The 17,339-nt window shown below is 60.4% G+C and carries 17 protein-coding genes; 11 read left to right on the top strand and 6 right to left on the bottom strand.

All coding sequences use genetic code 11. The features are described 5' to 3' along the window. The first annotated feature begins 3 nt into the window (after positions 1–3). The 5 genes from BLW55_RS01985 to BLW55_RS01965 all read left to right on the top strand — a co-directional run bounded on the left by BLW55_RS01985 (position 4) and on the right by BLW55_RS01965 (position 5,470). Positions 4–1,581 carry an ABC transporter ATP-binding protein gene (locus BLW55_RS01985; protein ID WP_090329857.1) on the top strand — a complete coding sequence of 526 codons (1,578 nt, stop codon included), beginning with the start codon at positions 4–6 and terminating at the stop codon, positions 1,579–1,581. Next, positions 1,581–2,678 carry an ABC transporter permease gene (locus BLW55_RS01980; protein ID WP_007009878.1) on the top strand — a complete coding sequence of 366 codons (1,098 nt, stop codon included), beginning with the start codon at positions 1,581–1,583 and terminating at the stop codon, positions 2,676–2,678. Before BLW55_RS01985 ends, BLW55_RS01980 begins: the two co-directional genes overlap by 1 nt. Next, complete coding sequence (locus BLW55_RS01975; RefSeq protein ID WP_007009877.1) at positions 2,671–3,585, top strand: ABC transporter permease; 915 nt, start codon at positions 2,671–2,673, stop codon at positions 3,583–3,585. The genes BLW55_RS01980 and BLW55_RS01975 overlap by 8 nt, the downstream gene beginning before the upstream one ends. Before the next feature lie 34 nt (positions 3,586–3,619). After that, positions 3,620–4,696 (top strand): BMP family ABC transporter substrate-binding protein, encoded by a 1,077-nt coding sequence (locus BLW55_RS01970; RefSeq protein ID WP_090326378.1) that lies wholly within the window; start codon positions 3,620–3,622, stop codon positions 4,694–4,696. A 138-nt stretch (positions 4,697–4,834) separates the two neighbouring features. Next, positions 4,835–5,470, top strand: a complete 636-nt coding sequence (locus BLW55_RS01965; protein ID WP_025029424.1) for a glutathione S-transferase family protein — start codon at positions 4,835–4,837, stop codon at positions 5,468–5,470. A gap of 93 nt (positions 5,471–5,563) precedes the next feature. Here BLW55_RS01965 and speE read toward each other — a convergent pair whose 3' ends face one another. Together speE and speD are read right to left on the bottom strand one after the other, a co-directional pair. Then, positions 5,564–6,427 carry a polyamine aminopropyltransferase gene (gene speE / locus BLW55_RS01960; RefSeq protein WP_090326377.1) on the bottom strand — a complete coding sequence of 288 codons (864 nt, stop codon included), beginning with the start codon at positions 6,425–6,427 and terminating at the stop codon, positions 5,564–5,566. After that, entirely contained in the window at positions 6,424–6,903 is a 480-nt protein-coding gene (speD, locus tag BLW55_RS01955) for an adenosylmethionine decarboxylase (protein ID WP_025029422.1), read from the bottom strand. Before speD ends, speE begins: the two co-directional genes overlap by 4 nt. A gap of 315 nt (positions 6,904–7,218) precedes the next feature. Between speD and BLW55_RS01950 the strand changes: the two genes are divergently transcribed. From BLW55_RS01950 to BLW55_RS01925, 6 genes are all read left to right on the top strand, one after another. Next, the gene (locus tag BLW55_RS01950; protein WP_143038412.1) at positions 7,219–8,361 is read left to right on the top strand and encodes a hypothetical protein; all 1,143 of its coding nucleotides are present in this window, start codon (positions 7,219–7,221) and stop codon (positions 8,359–8,361) included. Then, positions 8,358–8,780: a toxin-activating lysine-acyltransferase gene (locus BLW55_RS01945; protein WP_244508966.1), complete on the top strand. Its 423-nt coding sequence runs from the start codon at positions 8,358–8,360 to the stop codon at positions 8,778–8,780. Before BLW55_RS01950 ends, BLW55_RS01945 begins: the two co-directional genes overlap by 4 nt. An 88-nt stretch (positions 8,781–8,868) precedes the next feature. After that, positions 8,869–9,180, top strand: coding sequence for a hypothetical protein (locus tag BLW55_RS01940; protein WP_244508965.1), 312 nt, complete (start codon positions 8,869–8,871; stop codon positions 9,178–9,180). 115 nt (positions 9,181–9,295) lie between these two features. After that, positions 9,296–10,978 (top strand): peptidase domain-containing ABC transporter, encoded by a 1,683-nt coding sequence (locus BLW55_RS01935; protein ID WP_090326365.1) that lies wholly within the window; start codon positions 9,296–9,298, stop codon positions 10,976–10,978. Continuing rightward, positions 10,965–12,287, top strand: coding sequence for an HlyD family type I secretion periplasmic adaptor subunit (locus tag BLW55_RS01930; RefSeq protein ID WP_090326364.1), 1,323 nt, complete (start codon positions 10,965–10,967; stop codon positions 12,285–12,287). Before BLW55_RS01935 ends, BLW55_RS01930 begins: the two co-directional genes overlap by 14 nt. A gap of 97 nt (positions 12,288–12,384) precedes the next feature. Beyond that, complete coding sequence (locus BLW55_RS01925; RefSeq protein ID WP_090326362.1) at positions 12,385–13,263, top strand: aldose 1-epimerase; 879 nt, start codon at positions 12,385–12,387, stop codon at positions 13,261–13,263. Between the two features lie 369 nt (positions 13,264–13,632). Here the strand turns inward: BLW55_RS01925 and BLW55_RS01920 are convergent, their stop codons facing one another. From BLW55_RS01920 to metG, 4 genes are read right to left on the bottom strand one after another with little or no spacing between them, the layout of a single operon-like run. Further along, positions 13,633–14,103 (bottom strand): YbaK/EbsC family protein, encoded by a 471-nt coding sequence (locus BLW55_RS01920; RefSeq protein WP_090326360.1) that lies wholly within the window; start codon positions 14,101–14,103, stop codon positions 13,633–13,635. Then, complete coding sequence (locus BLW55_RS01915) at positions 14,100–14,924, bottom strand: MBL fold metallo-hydrolase (RefSeq protein WP_007009864.1); 825 nt, start codon at positions 14,922–14,924, stop codon at positions 14,100–14,102. The genes BLW55_RS01920 and BLW55_RS01915 overlap by 4 nt, the downstream gene beginning before the upstream one ends. Beyond that, positions 14,921–15,709, bottom strand: coding sequence for a TatD family hydrolase (locus BLW55_RS01910; protein ID WP_007009863.1), 789 nt, complete (start codon positions 15,707–15,709; stop codon positions 14,921–14,923). The genes BLW55_RS01915 and BLW55_RS01910 overlap by 4 nt, the downstream gene beginning before the upstream one ends. A 5-nt stretch (positions 15,710–15,714) precedes the next feature. Beyond that, positions 15,715–17,274 (bottom strand): methionine--tRNA ligase, encoded by a 1,560-nt coding sequence (metG, locus tag BLW55_RS01905; protein ID WP_090329856.1) that lies wholly within the window; start codon positions 17,272–17,274, stop codon positions 15,715–15,717. Positions 17,275–17,339: the final 65 nt, after the last annotated feature.

Here is a 17,339-nt window from a genome sequence, read left to right as displayed (position 1 = left end):
GAAATGGGAGCCGGCGTGGATCAAGCACACGAAGGCAAGGGCAGCGAACTTCTGGAAGTTCGCGGGCTGACAAAGATATTTGGCGCCCTGAAGGCGTGCGACGCGATCGACCTTTCGATTGGTAAGGGCGAGATTCATGCACTCCTCGGTGAGAACGGCGCCGGCAAGTCGACACTGGTCAAGATGCTCTTCGGTGCGCTCGAACCGGCCGCGGGCGACATTCGCTGGAAGGGAAAGCCGGTGTCCATCCAGTCGCCGGGCGAGGCCCGTCGTCTCGGCATCGGCATGGTTTTCCAGCATTTCTCGCTGTTTGAAGCCTTGACCGCGGCTGAAAACATCATGCTGTCGCTGGACGACAATACGCCGATCCTGCAGGTGGCCGAACGCGCACGCGATTTGTCAAAGGCCTATGGCCTGCCGCTCGATCCCTTTGCCCATGTAGGCGACCTTTCGGTCGGAGAGCGTCAGCGGATCGAGATCATCCGTTGCCTGCTGCAAAAACCGGATCTGATCATTCTCGACGAGCCGACGTCGGTTCTGACCCCGCAGGAGGCGGACAAACTCTTCGAGACGCTGGAAACCCTGCGCGACGAGGGCAAATCGATCCTCTACATCTCCCACCGGCTGGAAGAGGTGAAAAGGCTTTGCGACCGTGCAACCGTTCTGCGCCACGGCAGGGTGGTTTCGCATTGCGATCCACGGCAGGAGACTGCCGCCTCGCTTGCCCGCATGATGGTCGGCGATGACGTCGATGCAGTCAGGCGTACCGGCAGCGTTGATACCGGCGGCGAGGCGCTGCTGGAAATCACGGCGCTAAAACGGCCCGCCGCAAACCCGTTCGCCATGCCGCTTCGAGGGATCAGCCTTTCGGTGCGCGCCGGCGAGGTCATGGGCATTGCCGGCGTGGCGGGCAATGGACAGGGAGAACTGTTCGAAGCCCTGTCTGGGGAAGTGCTTCAGGAACAGGCGGGTGCCATCCGCATTCGCGGCAGGGATGCGGGGCGAACCGGCATTTCCGGTCGTCGCCTGCTGGGCGCCGCCTTCGTGCCTGAAGAGCGCCTTGGTCATGGCGCGGCGCCGCAGATGCGACTTTCAGAGAATCTCTTCCTGTCGCGTCATATCACCGATGCGGGCGCTCTCGTCGGGGCGCTCGGCACCGTGCGTTCGGGCGCGCTGGCGAAGGCCGCTTCCCGCATCGTCAAGATAATGGACGTTCGAAAAAGTGGCGAGGATCCAGAAGCCTCCGCCCTGTCGGGCGGCAATCTGCAGAAGTTCATCATCGGCCGCGAGCTCGATCGCCAGCCCGCAGTGATGGTGGTGAACCAGCCCACCTGGGGCGTCGATGCGGGGGCCGCCGCGCGCATCCGGCAGGCCCTGATCGACCTGGCGCGCTCGGGCTCGGCGGTTCTGGTCATCAGTCAGGATCTGGATGAACTGTTTGAAATCTGCGATTCCGTGGCCGTCATGCATGACGGACGACTTTCGGCGCCGATGCCGATTGGCGAGGCAAGTTTTGAAAAAATCGGCCTGCTGATGGGTGGCGCCGAACCCGAACGGCCCGAAAGCGCGGAGACCGCATGATGCGACTGGAACTCGTCAAGCGTCCGCAGCACTCCGTTCTCTTCAGCGCCATCTCGCCGCTGATCGCCCTGGTGCTTACCATGATTGCCGGCGCGATCATGTTCTCCATTCTCGGCAAGAACCCGCTCGATGCGCTCTACTACTATTTCATCGATCCGCTGCGCGAGACATGGTCGCTCCATGAGCTCGCGATCAAGGCGGCACCACTGATCCTGATCGCCGTCGGCCTGTCGGTCTGTTTCCTGTCCAACAACTGGAACATCGGTGCCGAGGGGCAGTTCATAGCCGGCGCAATAGCTGGCAGCATCCTGCCCGTGGTGTTTCCCGATTTTCAGAACTGGCTCGTTCTGCCCCTGATGCTCGCCATGGGCATGGCGGGCGGCGCTGCCTATGCGGCCGTGCCCGCCTTCCTCAAGGCCCGTTTCAACACCAACGAGATTCTGACAAGCCTTATGCTGGTCTATGTGGCGCAGCTCTTTCTGGACTGGATCGTGCGCGGTCCATGGCGCGATCCGGGCGGAATGAACTTCCCCGAGACGCGCGATTTTCACGCTTTCGCCATTCTGCCCGAACTGATGCCTTCGGCCGGCAGGGCCAACTGGGGCATCGTCTTTGCCGTTCTTGCGGCCCTGATCCTGTGGTTCGTCCTGCGCAAGACCCGCAAGGGATTTGAAATCCGCGTCCTGGGCCAAAGTCCAAGGGCAGGGCGGTTTGCCGGCTTCAGCTCGTCGCGCATGGTCATGATGGCCTTTCTCATCTCCGGCGGCCTTGCCGGCCTTGCCGGCATCTCCGAGGTCGCAGGTGCGATCGGTCAGCTCCAGCCCTCCATCTCACCCGGCTACGGGTTCACCGCAATCATCGTCGCCTTCCTTGGGCGACTCAATCCGCTGGGCATCGTGGCGGCAGGCTTCGTGCTCGCGCTCTCCTATCTTGGCGGCGAGGCCGCGCAGATTTCACTCGGGCTATCCGACAAGGCCGCCCGTGCATTTCAGGGCATGCTGCTTTTCTTCGTGCTCGGCTGCGACACGCTGATCCACTACCGGGTCCGGCTCGCCGGACGCGCCTTGCGGGGCGGGGAGGCCGCGAAACATGCTTGAATCCGTTCTGATCACCATTGCCACAGCGGCAACACCGCTTTTGATCGCCGCAATGGGCGAGTTGGTGGTGGAGCGTTCCGGCGTTCTCAATCTCGGCGTCGAGGGGATGATGGTGATGGGCGCCGTGACAGGGTTCGGCGTCGCCATAACTACCGGTTCCCCCTGGCTCGGCGTGTTCGCGGCCGTTCTGGTTGGCGCAGCCTTCGCCCTCCTCTTCGGGTTCCTGACACTCTCGCTCGTGACCAATCAGGTTGCGACCGGCCTGGCGCTGACGCTGTTGGGGCTTGGTGTTTCCGGCATGATCGGCGAGGCATTCATCGGTTTGCCCGGTGTCAGGATGACACCGCTTGTCATTCCGGTCCTGTCCGATCTGCCCGTGGTCGGCCGCTTTCTCTTCGCGCAGGCCCCGCTCTTTTATATTTCGATCCTGCTGGTCATCGGCGTCAGCTATTTTCTCTTCAGCACCCGTGCGGGTCTTACGCTGCGGTCGGTGGGGGACAATCACGATTCCGCCCATGCGCTCGGCATCAGGGTCATCGCCGTACGCTATGCGGCGGTCGTCTTCGGCGGTGCGTGCGCCGGGCTCGCGGGCGCGTATCTTTCGCTCGTCTATACGCCGCAATGGATCGAGAACATGACAGCCGGCCGTGGCTGGATCGCGCTGGCGCTGGTGGTGTTCGCATCGTGGCGACCGTGGCGCGTTCTGGCCGGAGCCTATCTCTTCGGCGCCGTCTCAATCGGCCAGCTGCATGCACAGGTGATCGGTGTTTCCGTGCCTTCACAGTTCCTGTCCGCATTGCCCTATCTGGCGACCATCGCCGTTCTTGTACTAATCTCGCGAAACCGGCGCCTGACGATGGTCAACACGCCCGCATGCCTCGGCCGGCCCTTTGTGCCTGCCAGATAAGCCCCGCACTCAGTCAACAGAGAGGACGTCAACAATGAAGAAACTCGTTATGGCTCTTGCCGCAGGCGCTGCGGCCATCGCCTACGGTGCGGCGCCCGCCGCGGCGCAGGACAAGACCAAGGCCTGCTGGATCTATGTCGGCCCCATTGGCGATTTCGGCTATTCCTACCAGCATCATCAGGGCCTGCTCGATGTCGAGGAGCATTTTGGCGACAAGGTCGAAACGGCCTATCTCGAAAGCGTCCCGGAAGGGGCGGATGCCGAGCGCGCGCTGGAGCGTTTTGCCCGCTCGGGGTGCGACATCATCTTCGCCACCTCGTTCGGCTTCATGGATCCGGTGCAGAAGGTCGCCGCGAAGTTCCCCGACATCAAGTTCGAGCACGCAACCGGCTTCAAGCGCGATCACCCCAATGTGGCAACCTTCAATTCGCGCTTTCACGAAGGCCGCTATGTGCAAGGCGTGATCGCTGCAAAAATGTCGGAGAAGGGCGTGGCCGGCTATATCGCCTCCTTCCCGATTCCCGAAGTGGTGATGGGCATCAACGCCTTCATGCTCGGCGCGCAGTCGGTCAATCCGGATTTCCAGGTCAAGATCGTCTGGGCCAACACCTGGTTTGACGCCGGCAAGGAAGCCGACGCAGCCAAGGCGCTGCTTGATCAGGGCGTCGACATCATCACGCAGCACACCGATTCCACGGCGCCGCTGCAGGTCGCTGCCGATCGCGGCATCAAGGGTTTCGGCCAGGCCTCCGACATGATCAAGTTCGCGCCTGAGACCCAGCTGACATCCATCGTCGATGACTGGGGGCCGTATTACATCGAGCGCGTCCAGGCCGTGATGGACGGTACGTGGGAGCAGCAGGATGTCTGGGGTGGCATGAAGGACGGCCACGTCGTCATGGCGCCCTACACGAACATGCCCGACGATGTGAAGGCGGCTGCCGAGGCCATCGAGGCCAAAATCAAGGATGAAAACTTCAACCCGTTCACCGGCCCTGTCTACAAGCAGGATGGCACGCTTTGGCTCGAGGAAGGCCAGGTTGCACCGGACGGCGAAGTCCTGAGCATGAACTTCTATATCAAGGGCATCGACGACAAGCTGCCGAACTGATCTTGACGGTATTCACATTCTCGGAAAAGGCGGCTTCGGCCGCCTTTTTGCATCTGCGGGGATGAATACCGGAGCATGCTGACGGTATCCTGTCAGGAGGGGCTTGATAGAGTGCGGCATCGAGTAGGAGAAAACCCGATGTTGACTTTCTATCATGCACCCTGGTCGCGCTCATCAAGCATCCTCTGGCTCCTGGAGGAGTTGCGGGTTCCCTATGAACTGGAGATGATCGACATTCGCGCTCGCGGCGGTGTGCCGGAGAGCTATCGTTCCATTCAGCCCAGCAAGAAAGTTCCGGCCATTGTCCATGACGGACAGGTGGTGACCGAACGCGCCGCCATCACCATCTATCTTGCCGACCGGTATTCGCAGGCTGGACTGGCACCCGCGGTCAATGACGCGGATCGGGCGGCCTATCTGGCGGCTCTGGTCTATTGTGATGCCGTTTTTGATCCTGCCATCTGCGCACATGTGCAGGGGCTGAAATATGAGAGCAACGAATACCCGTTTGGCACCTTCGCCGACATGCTGGCTTACGTCGAACTGCGGCTTGCAAACAATTCCTATGCGGCAGGCGCGCGTTTCACCGCTGCCGATACACAGCTCGCATCCGGGATCAATTACACCATGAACATCCTGCGCGCTCTGCCCGAAAAGCCTGTCTTCAAGGATTATCTGGCGCGGGTGGAAACGAGGCCCGCCTATCGCAGGGCACAAGAGCTGGACGCGGAACTTGCCTCCAGCGTGCCGTTCTTCTCCGGTCAGCAGGCATAGAGAAACCGGCGGAAAGGTGGAATGCGGACTTCCGGATGAGACTGCCGGTGGCAGATGGAGTGAGAAGCGGAAATGGGCCCTTGGGCCCATATCTCAAGGCTTCACGGCGTTCTCCAGCAGCGTTTCGATGAAACGCGGAAGGGCGAAGGCTGCCCTGTGGTGGGCAGGCGTGTAGTACCGTGTTTCAATTCCCGACATACGTTCTGCAAGCGTCTCCTCGCTGACTGCGAGAGAGGCGGGATTGTCAGTCGACCAGCCGAGCGTCATGTGCCCGCCGAAATAGGTGGGGACGGAGACGAGGTAACAGGTAGCAGTCCCAAACACCGAGGACAGCCCCTTCATGGCCTTCGAAAACTCGTCGGGCTGCAGAAAAGGGACGCCATTCTGCGAAACCACGATGCCGCCCGGGCGCAGGATGCGTTTCAGACTCCCGTAGAACTCGGTCGTAAACAAAACCGCGCCGGGGCCGGTGGGATCCGTTGAATCGACGAGAATGACATCGAATCGCCTGTCTGTTTCCGCAGCAAAAACCGCCCCGTCGGCGATCTCGACCCTGAAACGCGGGTCGTCGAAAACGGGTGCGTTGAAGTCGGCAAAATGCTCGCGTGAGAAGTCAAGGACGGACGCGTCGATCTCCACCTGGGTGAGGGTGCCGACACGCCTGTGCTTCAGCACCTCCTCCGCGAGGCCGCAATCGCCGCCGCCGATGATCAGCACATCGGCGGGGCTTTCGTGCGCGGCAAGCGGCACGTGCGCAAGCATCTCATGATAGATGAACTCGTCACGACTGGTAACCTGCACAGCACCATCGAGCACCAGAACCTTGCCGAAGACAGGGTTTCGGATCAGCGTGAGCTGATGATGTCCCGTTCCCTCTTCGTAAAGCACATCCTCGGCATCGAAAACCATGCCGACGCCGTCATGCAAGGTTTCCGAGATGGTCTTGCGCCCGCTCACGCGTTTCGTCCCCGAAGCAGCTCGTTCACGTCCATCCGGCCGGGCGCGAATGCTTCCTTCAGCACATCGATGCAGCGTTCCGGCTGTGCGTCGCCGCACATAAAAATGTCCAGCGCCGCATATTGCCGCTCGGGCCAGGAATGGATCGAGATATGGCTTTCGGCCAGAACGGCAACGCCGCTTATCCCGCCATTCGGCTCGAATGGGTGCAGATGGATATGCAAAAGAGTGGCGCCGGCTGCGTTCACACAGTCGATCAGCGTCTTTTGAATGTAAGGCAGATCGTCCAGGCGCTCGGCCTCGAACAGATCCACGATGAGATGCGAACCGGCGCAAAGAACGCCGTCCTTCTCGATAAAGTGATCCTTGTCGTCGCAAGCCGCAGATGCGGGCTGCGCGGTGATGCTTTCTTCCTTTTGGGCGGTGTTCAGTACAACTGAATCCATCCCCAATTGGAAAAGGGCGTCTTGAGACATGGCGTCCTCTCCAACCAGCAGATGCTCAACCTGATCATTCAGGAGTGTGCCCGTATATATGCAACGAAACCGGGGACGCAAGCACAATCACACGTCTCATGGCGGACATTGAGGCGCAGCGGGGAAAGCCGCGAAACTGCGTCGGACGGCGAAGTCGGATCGGCAAGATGCACGCCTTTTCATGATATTTCGCGTCCGGTACTAATATAAAAGGCGCCTTTATTTCATAAAAAATCACAATCTCTCCCGATCAATTTGCTGTAAACAGCATCTCACTTTTAATTTACAAACGAATATTGATCATATCTTTTCCTCATGGCTGATATTTTTTCTGAGTGGTTAAGAACCAATCGTGTTGATGATGCCTTCCTCAGGCGAAACCTGAGTGATGATGCAATTCCGGTTTTTCTGACGGGCGCCGGGGCATCAGGTCGCAGCGTGCCTCCGGAAACAAGCGGTGAGGCAGCGTGGGAGATGGCAGCACAGGCGCTTACTGCGGGTATTCCCGAACTGTCTCGGTTGATTCGGTTCGTGCAGACGCGGGTGCCGAGAAGTTTTGAAGTGCAGCAGGGCAGGGATGGCCGTGCCTTCACGTACGATCGGGGCGCCCGGGGCGCCCGCGGGCGAAAGACATTGCCCTTTGTGAGTTGTCCCTACCGCGGAACAGCTTCGGACATTCTCACGGTCGCACATGAGTTTTCCCATGCCCTGCAGATTGTCAGCTCCGGGCGCTCGACCATGCCGCCATTATCCCGTGAAGTCTGTGCGTTTGTCGGCGAGCAGCTTCTGTTAGGCTGGGTGCGTCAGGCTCGACCGGCATTATCGCCGCATCTGGAAACTGCTTGGTTAACCGACAACTCTCGCTATCTCGGTACGGATCTACAGTTGCTGAGAACCGCTCTGGAATGCGGAAGCGACACCTACGATTACGCATGGAACTACCCGATTGCACGTCTTCTGGCGCAATCGATTGGTCAGGAATGGACTAGACAGAAAATCGCCGCGTTCTTCAAGAGCGGCGAAAAGGCCCCAGCTCTCCTCAAAGCTTATCACGATCGCCCGCGCATTCTGCCGCAGCGCTACGTTCTGCCCGGCATGCAGGATACGGGCGGAACCGTCTCCAGTCTTTACCGCCAGATCGGTGGCCTTCTACTGCTCGATCTTCAGGACCTTGATGCAGGTGCCGTCGATCACTCGATTGGCGATCGCTACGCCCGCCTGCTGCAGTCCATGCAGGACGGCAGTGTTTTCCTTGCGCTCGACCGTCAACAGGTGCCTCTGGGGTATGTGCTGTGGCAGTGCAACGGGGAGGGCGAGACAGTCCACCTTGAGCACCGAATAGCGTGCAGGCAACGGCTTCCGGATATGCTCGCGTCTCTTGGGAACCATTGTCCGCAGGTCGCGATGGAGCTCCGGCACACGAAACCAACCGCTTCATCACGGGGGATCAGGCAATGACGGCCGTCGATCTGTATTCCGGCATTGGCTATGTCCTGGAGCTTCTCGCGCGCTCCGAGAGCCATCGCGCCTTCTCCGTAGTGCGTTATCTCGACGTGGAAATCCTGCCGCCTCTTCATCTTGGCCAAGCGCGGTTTTATCTGACGCCGGACGGGATCCCCACGGGCTTCGTTAGCTGGGCGCTGCTGGATGAAGGCATCGAGCGAACCATCTTGCAGAGCGGCCGCGCACTCGCATTCCACGAATGGAGATGCGGCGACCGCCTGTTCTTCAATGACTTCATCGCTCCCTATGGTACTGCGCGCGAAATCATTGCCGATTTGAGAAGCAATATTTTTCCCGGTCGTCGCGCGACCAGCGTACGCAGACATACCGATGGCGCTCTTCGAACCGTCAAGTACTGGAAGAGTTCCGCGTGAGCCGAACAACCGGGCCCTGAGGCATTTTGCAGGTCTCCCGTAGCCCGGAACGAATGCCCTCGACACGTTTTGTATCGGGCGCATGCCGGTGGACATTATTCGCCGGTCAAACCGCCGGTTATCCGGCTTCATACTCAAAAGCACATTTGAAATAGGGATATTGGAAATGTTTGAAAATTTTCAGATTGATACCGTCAGCATTGATGCGCCCGTGAGCTTCGGCGGTGGCGGCGAAGGGACCGAGGGTCTGGGCCACACCATTGGTGCGGCCATCGGTTCGGTTGTCGGCGGAGCCGTCGGCGGTTTTTTCGGAAGCGTGCCAGGGGCTGAAGTCGGTGGTGTCGTCGGAAACTCCGTTGGCGGAATTATCGGCGGCGCGATCGAAGACACCGTCGCCTGATCCTCAGTCGCAATAGAAGACATCGCCTGACGCGGCGATGTCTGCACTGAACGGGGTCGGGGGCCTGAACGCATCAGGGCCCCGACTGCCGGACACCCGATCAGCAGGTCTCCACATGACAAAACGCCTTCCATCGGCCGATCAGGGTGTCCCACTGTCCTGGTTCGCAACGACGCTGCGCAAACATATCCCGCTCTATGCGGAGCTCACCTTTCTGGCCGTCTGCGTTCGAATGATCGGTCTCCTTGAGCCGTTTGTTTTTCAGGTGGTTATCGACCGGATATTGCCGTTCCAGCGTGAAGCGTCTCTGATCGTCGTGGTGGTCGTCATGGTGGGCGCAAACCTCTTTCAGGTCAGTTTCAACCTTCTCGCAGCCTTTCTGGGCATCTCTGTCGCCAACCGCCTGACGCTGGAACTGGGAACAAGGCTGTTCGATCATCTCTTCCGCCTGCCACTGCAGCACTTCCGAAGGTGGCCTGTGGGCGAAACTCTGTCCCGGATCGGCGAGACGGATACGATTCGCGCCTTCCTGATCGGATTGACCACCGGTGCGTCGCTGGATCTGTTCTTTACTGTGCTCTACGTCGCGGTTCTTCTGTCGATCTCGGGGCAATTGACCGTGGTCGTGGCCGTAGCGCTGCCGCTTCAGGCACTTCTTTATCTGGGTTTTGGACCCGTGTTGCGAAGGCGCCTGCGCGCCCAGTTCGATGCGGGTTCGCGCCATCAGGCTCGGCTGGTGGAAAACCTGTCCGGCATGACTGCGGTAAAGGCGCTCACCGCGGAGGGCGCGATGCTGTCGCGTCTGCGCCAGACACTCTCCCAGACCCTCCAGGCTTCGCGCCGTGTCTACACGATGAATGCCGTCAGCGGCCAACTGGCCATGCTGTGCGAGAAGGGCGTCTTCATCGGCGTCATCTATGTCGGTGCGCAACAGGTCTTTGCCGGCGATCTCACGCTCGGGCAGCTCATTGCCTTTCAATTAATTGCAGAGAAGATCGCCGCGCCCATCGCCGGCTTCTCGAAGCTGTGGCAGGACTGGCAGAACCTTCGCGTCTCGCGCCAGCGGCTGGGCGATATACTGAGCAGCACGCGTGAGCCTTTCGGCGAGAAAAACAGGCTCCCCGCCGAACTTAAACCCCGGCTGGAGTTTCGCTCCGTCTCCTTCACCTATGCGGTCGATCAACGACCGGTCCTGGATGGGGTCGACCTCGTCATTCCGCCGAACTCATGCACCCTCGTGGTCGGACCGTCGGGGGTGGGAAAGTCGACATTCGGGCGCCTGGCTGCCGGTCTGGAAGTACCGCAGGGGGGCACCGTCCGCTTCGGTGGCGAGGACCTTTCAGAATTCGAACCGGAGAGCGTCCGGTCGCGGATCATCTATGTCCCGCAGGATCCGTATCTCTTTTCGGGAACGCTGCGCGAGAACCTTCAGCTTCGATGTGCGGAAGCCACCGACGCGATGCTGCGCGAAGCGCTGGTCGTGGCGGCGGCGGATGACCTCGTTTACCGGCTGCCGCTGGGGCTCGATACGCCGGTTGGAGAGCAGGGGAATGCCCTGTCGGGCGGGCAGAGGCAGCGCATCGCCATCGCCCGCGCCGTGCTCCAGAACCCGTCCGTTCTCATACTCGACGAGCCGACCAGCGCGCTTGATGAGGTGGCGCAGGGCCGGATGGTGGGGGAACTGATGCGGCTCAGGGAAAAGATGACGGTCATCGTCATCACCCATCGGCCAGACGTTTTTTCGCAGCGGGATCACATTATCGATTTTGGTACGGGAGTTGCTCATGCGGATGCTTGACGAACCGGGCGGCTCTTCACCGACATTGCATGTTACCGTGGTGTTCAGCATGGCTGTTTTTGCCATCATCCTGATCGCTGCATGCATCCTGCGCGTAGAGGTGACCGCCCGCGGCACCGTCCGGATCGTGCCGCTTGATCGGGTGCAGGTGGTGCAGGCCGAATATCCCGGCTCCATCACTGGCATCCTCGTGCGGGACGGAGCAAGTGTGAAAAAAGGCGATCTGCTGCTGACGCTCGACGCCACCGCAGCCGGGGCAAAGCAGGCAACGCTGGTTGAGGAAGAGGCCCGGCTCAAGCGTGAGACAATGCGGCTCGCCACTTTTCTCTCGCGCCTTGCTGAAATGCGGGATGGTGGCTCACCGCCGCGAAAATTCGATGCGGGCGACCTTCTGCCCGGTGGCGAAGATGGCGATGAAGAGGCCGTGCAGGCACGCCTGCTTGCCGTCGAACTCAACGACTTTACCGACGGCCTGGCCGGTGCGGATGCACGCATCGACGTCAACCGAAAGGCGCTGGATGTCCTTCTTGAACGGATTGAGCAGGCAGACGCCGCGCTGGCGGTTCAGGAGGAACGGCTTCAGGCGGCAGAAAAGCTCATGGAGCGTGGCATTTCCTCTAGGGAGGCGTATCTCAAGGTCCGTGCGGCTTATGACGACCTGCAGGCGGAAAAACATGTGGTCGAGCGCCAGATCGCCAAAACGAAAGCTGAGGCGTCCGTTCTGGAAACCGAGCGGGCAGGGCTCTTCAGCGCGAACCAGAACAGGGCCATGCAGCGACGGGACAAGATTGATGCCCGGCTGGCTGCGTTGCGCCAGGAGCGCAGAGCACTGGACGAACGGATCGCGGCAGCGACGCTGAGAGCTCCGGTATCGGGAACGGTCGAGCAACTCGCGGTATCGACAATCGGCGGTGTGGTTCAGTCCGGGCAGGATCTCATGCGGGTGGTCCCGCGGGATAGTGAGCTTGAATTTGAAGCGCTGTTTTCCAATCAGGACAGCGGCTTCCTCAAGGTCGGACAGAGTGCGCGCATCCGGCTCGATGCCTATCCTGCCGAGCGATTTGGTTCGGTGATGGCCGTTATCACCGACATCGCCACCGATTCGATCGAACTCGGGGCCAGCGGCCGCTGGGGATTTGTTGTGCGCTTGAAGCCTGAAAGCGATGCACTGGTATCGCCGTCAGGCCGTCTTGCTCTGCGTCCCGGGATGACCGGCAATGTCGACGCGATCACCGGAGAGCGCCGTCTCATCAGTTACTTCCTGGCGCCAATCACGGCCCAGTTCGGCCAGAGCCTCGGTGAACGCTGATCCGGCCTTTCAGGATCGTGCTTCAAAATCCGCCGCCGATGGCTTCATGCGCCGGCTTGTTGTATTGCTTTGGCCGGTCTGACTGATTGGGGGAACGATGACAGACGGAACGGTTTTACTGGAAAGCACGGAACTGCGCGTTCGCGTGTCTCCGCGTTTTGGTGTGGTTCTTGATGGATACCACCGCAACGGGCATCCGATCCTGCGGCCGTTCGCCGGGGAGGAGGGGGCGTTTGGCCCGACCGATACGGCCTGCTTTCCGATGGTGCCCTTTGCCAATCGGGTCGGCGGAAATGCCTTTGACTATGAAGGCCGCACATACAGGTTTGAACCCAACGACGTGCCGCCCTTCTACCTGCATGGCGAAGGCTGGAAGAGCGACTGGACCGTCACTGAGCGTACCGCACATTCCGTGGCCATCGACATGCAGCGTGAGGGCGATGCACAGTCACCCTACACCTACAGGGCGACACAGCGGTTTGCGCTTGATGGCAGCCGGCTTACAATCTCCATTGCGGTGGAAAACAGGGCGCGCCACGCCATGCCGTTTGGCCTTGGTCTGCATCCATATTTCCCCCGGACACCCCGGATGACCTTGCAGGCCCGCGCACAATCCTGGTGGACGGAGGACGACTACCACGTTCCAGACCGAAACGAACCGCTGCCTGATAAGGTGGATTTCTCAAAACCGCGCCTCCTTCCGGATCACGGGCTCAACAATTGTTTCGAGGGATGGGATTGCAGGGCCAGTCTGGTCTGGCCCGAACACGGTCTCAGCGCGATCATCGACACCGACCCCGTCTTCTCGCGCTACATGCTTTTTTCACCGCCGCCGGACTTTGCATTTCTGTGTTTCGAGCCCATGAGCCACACGGCCAACGGTTTCCATCATCCCGATTTCGGAGGCCTGCGGCGGCTCGCACCGGGCGAGACGATGGGCGGTAGCATGCGCCTGAGGGTGAAGGAGAGCGCGTAACGAAGGGCAGAGCAGGTCGTTCCTGCTTTTTTCGAGGCTGCGGTTTCTTACGGTTCAGCCCATCATCGCCATTCAACAGAAATCGGCACGCGACGTCGTCCGGACTTTTCCGCACTGACGTCGATGCGGACCGTCGTAGCATGCGAGCAGCCGATCCAGCGGTGTTCATCCATGCTGATTATGGGAGTAGGTGCGTTTCCTGCGTTGTTCCTCGCGTGAGATAAGTCATTGTTATCTCACGCAAGCCGTACTTCAAACTTGTACCCATCCGGTAACCCACCCGGCTCTATAAGAAGATCGCATAAGATAGATTATGGAACTAATCGATACTGACGGAGAAGGTTTCTCAGGGCGCGCTGCCTCTGCCGGTTACACCGCAATATCGGCCTTCTGCACACCTGCCGCCGTGAAAAGCGCGCCCGGTTCGGCGGAGAAAACGGCATCGTGCGCGCCGGCCGCAGCCCAGACAAGATCGAAGCCCGCCAGGCTCTCGTCGCCAAAGCGTGCGACCTCGTCGGGCTGTCCGAGTGGCGATACGCCGCCAATGGCGAACCCGGTGACGTCGCGGATGTGCCGTGGGTCGGCGCGCTTCAGGGTTTCGCCGACCAGTGCCGATGCCTTGGCAGTGTCGAGCTGGCGGCTGCCGGAAACCAGAAACAGATAGAGCTTCTGGCTTTGCTCGCCCCGAAAGATCAACGATTTGACGATCTGCGCGACACTGCAGCCGCACTGGCTGGCCGCTTCCTCGGCGGTTCGGGTCGATTCACCCATCCGCTTGACCTCGATTGCCAGTCCGGCAGCTTCGGCGGCCGCCTGTACGCGTTTGATGCTCTTGCTCATTCCGTGTCCTCCTCAATGGGCAATTCGAGCACCATGCCGTCAAAGGCCGGCTCCACGTGATCCGGCGTCTCCCGCAGCACGGTTTCATAGTCGAGCGGTATGTGCATGTGTGTCAGCACGGCGCGCCGTGGTGCCAGTCGCTCGATCCACTCCAGCGCTTCCCCGAGCGAAAAGTGACTTGGGTGCGGCCGGTATTGCAGCGCATCGATAATCAGCGTGTCCGCGCCCGATATCAGTGCCGGTGTGTCGTCCGGAAATGCGCTGACATCGGGACAATAGGCCAGACCGCCAATGCGATAACCGAGTGAAAGAATGTCGCCATGTATCTGAGGCAGCGGCTGAAACAGAAGTCGCCCGCCAGCGCCGTCGATTGAAAACGCCTCTTCGTGGCTGATTGGATGCGCCTTCAGGATCGGCGGATAATTGCTGCCCGGCGGCGTTTCGAAGCAATAGCCGAAAGCTTCTCTCAGACGTTCCAGCGTCGGCTTGTCCGCGTAGATGTCCATCAGCTGCCGCTGGTTGAGGACATAGCCGCGCAGATCGTCAATGCCGTGGATATGGTCCGCATGGGGGTGCGTGTAGACAGCCGCATCCAGCCGGTCAACGCCGGCGGCGATCATCTGCTCGCGGAAGTCCGGTCCCGTATCAATGACGACCCGCGTTATCCCGCCATTTTCCGAGATGCGTTCCACCAGTGCCGCGCAGCGCCGTCGCCGGTTTTTGGGATTGGCGGGGTCGCAGGCTCCCCAGTCACCGGTGATGCGCGGCGTTCCTGGCGAAGAACCGCATCCCAGGATCGTCAGGCGCAGAACATCGCTCACCGCGCCGCATCCCGTGGCACTTTCCTGAAAAGACGGAAGAAGTTCTCTGTCGTCAGATCAGCCGTCTCTTCATCGGAAAGCCCGATTGTTTCCGCCAGAACATGTGCCGTATGTGCGACGAAAGCCGGTTCGTTGCGCTTGCCGCGCTTTGGCACGGGCGCGAGATATGGCGCATCCGTCTCGACCAGAAGCCGGTCATGCGGCACGGTTTCCGCGATGTCGCGCAGTTCCTGCGAGTTGCGGAAGGTCAGAATGCCGGAGAACGAAACATAACCGCCGAGTTTGACACCGGCCTGTGCCAGTGCTGCACCGGAGGAAAAACAGTGCAGAATGAAGGGGAAGGCCCCCTTCCCTGTTTCTTCTTCGAGAATTGCGATCATGTCGTCATCGGCATTGCGGGCGTGGATGACGAGCGGTAGACCTGTCTGGCGCGCGGCCTGGATATGCGTGCGAAAACCCTGCGCCTGTGCCTCGCGCGGCGCCTTGTCATAGAAGTAGTCGAGCCCCGCTTCGCCGATGGCCACCACCTTGGGGTGTCCGGCAAGGCGCACGAGCTCATCGCATGTCACATCGAGCTCCTCATCCGCATTATGCGGATGGGTGCCCACAGAGCAGAAAACGTTCTCATGTGCCTCGGCAATCGCCAGAATCCGGTCGAACTGACGCACACGGGTGGAGATGGTGACCATAAGCCCGACACCGGCTTCGCCCGCGCGCTCGATGAAACCGGCCCGGTCCTCCTCGAAATCGGGAAAATCCAGATGGCAGTGGCTGTCGACCAGCATCCCTATCAGGCTCCTTCGCCTTCCGCTTTCGGCTCGACATAGCGTGGAAAGACCGGCTGCGGTGCCGGCAGTGCGCTGCCGGAAACGAGCGCATTCTCCTCGCCAAGATGCGCAAAGGACCGGGCATCCTTTTCCACGGCCAGCAGGTCGAGCAGCTTTTCAGCAGAGCCCGGAATGAAGGGCTGGCAGAGAATGGCCACACGGCGCACCAGTTCGGCGGTCGTATAGAGCACGGTCTGCATGCGGGCCGGGTCGGTCTTTTTCAGCGCCCAGGGTTCCTGCCCGGCGAAATAGCGGTTCGCTTCGGCCACGACGCCGAAAATCGCGCCGAGCGCCTGGTGCAGAGCCTGCGTTTCCATGGCGGTGCGTGCCGTTTCAAGGGCCTCGCCGGCACGCGTCAGAATTGCCTGATCGGCCGCATCAAGCGTGCCCTTTTCGGGAACCTGACCGCCGCAATTCTTGGCGATCATCGACAGGGAACGCTGTGCAAGGTTCCCAAGATCGTTGGCCAGATCCGCATTGGTGCGGTTGACGATGGCATCATGGCTGTAGCTGCCATCCTGCCCGAAAGGCACTTCGCGCAGGAAGAAATAGCGCACCGCATCGAGCCCGTAATGCTCAATCAGCGCAAAGGGATCGACCACATTGCCGACCGACTTCGACATCTTCTCTCCGCGGTTGAACAGGAACCCGTGCGCGAAGACGCGCCTGGGCAGCTCGATCCCTGCCGACATCAGGAATGCAGGCCAGTAGACCGCGTGGAAGCGCACGATGTCCTTGCCGATCACATGCACGTTGGCGGGCCAGTAGGACCAGCTCTGCGCATCCGTGTCGGGATAGCCGGCAGCGGTGATGTAGTTGGTGAGCGCGTCGACCCACACATACATCACATGCTTTTCGTCGCCCGGCACCGGAACGCCCCAGTTGAATGTCGAGCGCGAGATGGAAAGGTCTTTGAGGCCCGAGCGCACGAAGCTCATCACTTCGTTGCGGCGTTCGGCCGGACCGATGAAGTCCGGATTGGCCTCGTAATGGGCAAGGAGCCTGTCCTGATAGGCGGAGAGGCGGAAGAAATAGGTTTCCTCCTCGTTCCATTCCACCGGTGAGCCGAGCGGCTCACGGCGCACGCCATCCTCGCCGATTGTCGTTTCGCTTTCGTCGAAATAGGCTTCCTGGCGCACCGAATACCAGCCCGAATAACGGTCCAGATAGATGTCGCCATTGTCGGCCATTTTCTGCCAGATGGCCTGGCAGGCGCGGTGGTGCCGCTCCTCGGTGGTGCGGATGAACTGGTCGTTCGAGCCGCCCAGCGCGGCAATCATGTCGCGGAACACGGCGGTGTTTCGGTCTGCGAGCGCCTGCGGCGTGATGCCTTCCTTGTCGGCGGTCTGCTGCATCTTCAGTCCGTGCTCGTCGGTACCGGACAGAAAGAAGACGTCCTTGCCGTCAAGCCGCTGGAAGCGTGCCATCGCATCCGTCGCGATCACCGTATAGGCATGACCGATATGCGGCTTGCCATTGGGATAAAAAATGGGCGTGGTGATGTAAAACTTGTCGCGGGCCATTGGGAAGAACGTCCAGGAAACACATTGCTTGATGACGCCCAGATAGCGCATCGCGCATGCGCATG

The organism is Nitratireductor aquibiodomus (assembly GCF_900105565.1).
GTDB classification, from domain to species: domain Bacteria; phylum Pseudomonadota; class Alphaproteobacteria; order Rhizobiales; family Rhizobiaceae; genus Nitratireductor; species Nitratireductor aquibiodomus.
The sequence above is the reverse complement of the archived record's forward strand: the minus strand, read 5'-3'. Positions and strand labels throughout refer to the sequence as shown.

What these genes read in the sequence shown, in the direction of transcription:
- BLW55_RS01985 (WP_090329857.1), top strand. Translation starts at nt 4, where the DNA reads ATGGGAGCCGGCGTGGATCAAGCACACGAAGGCAAGGGCAGCGAACTT.
- BLW55_RS01980 (WP_007009878.1), top strand. Translation starts at nt 1,581, where the DNA reads ATGCGACTGGAACTCGTCAAGCGTCCGCAGCACTCCGTTCTCTTCAGC.
- BLW55_RS01950 (WP_143038412.1), top strand. Translation starts at nt 7,219, where the DNA reads ATGGCTGATATTTTTTCTGAGTGGTTAAGAACCAATCGTGTTGATGAT.
- BLW55_RS01945 (WP_244508966.1), top strand. Translation starts at nt 8,358, where the DNA reads ATGACGGCCGTCGATCTGTATTCCGGCATTGGCTATGTCCTGGAGCTT.
- BLW55_RS01920 (WP_090326360.1), bottom strand. Translation starts at nt 14,103, where the DNA reads ATGAGCAAGAGCATCAAACGCGTACAGGCGGCCGCCGAAGCTGCCGGA.
- BLW55_RS01965 (WP_025029424.1), top strand. Translation starts at nt 4,835, where the DNA reads ATGTTGACTTTCTATCATGCACCCTGGTCGCGCTCATCAAGCATCCTC.
- BLW55_RS01975 (WP_007009877.1), top strand. Translation starts at nt 2,671, where the DNA reads ATGCTTGAATCCGTTCTGATCACCATTGCCACAGCGGCAACACCGCTT.
- BLW55_RS01930 (WP_090326364.1), top strand. Translation starts at nt 10,965, where the DNA reads ATGCGGATGCTTGACGAACCGGGCGGCTCTTCACCGACATTGCATGTT.
- speD (WP_025029422.1), bottom strand. Translation starts at nt 6,903, where the DNA reads ATGTCTCAAGACGCCCTTTTCCAATTGGGGATGGATTCAGTTGTACTG.
- BLW55_RS01935 (WP_090326365.1), top strand. Translation starts at nt 9,296, where the DNA reads ATGACAAAACGCCTTCCATCGGCCGATCAGGGTGTCCCACTGTCCTGG.
- BLW55_RS01910 (WP_007009863.1), bottom strand. Translation starts at nt 15,709, where the DNA reads ATGCTGGTCGACAGCCACTGCCATCTGGATTTTCCCGATTTCGAGGAG.
- BLW55_RS01925 (WP_090326362.1), top strand. Translation starts at nt 12,385, where the DNA reads ATGACAGACGGAACGGTTTTACTGGAAAGCACGGAACTGCGCGTTCGC.
- BLW55_RS01970 (WP_090326378.1), top strand. Translation starts at nt 3,620, where the DNA reads ATGAAGAAACTCGTTATGGCTCTTGCCGCAGGCGCTGCGGCCATCGCC.
- metG (WP_090329856.1), bottom strand. Translation starts at nt 17,274, where the DNA reads ATGGCCCGCGACAAGTTTTACATCACCACGCCCATTTTTTATCCCAAT.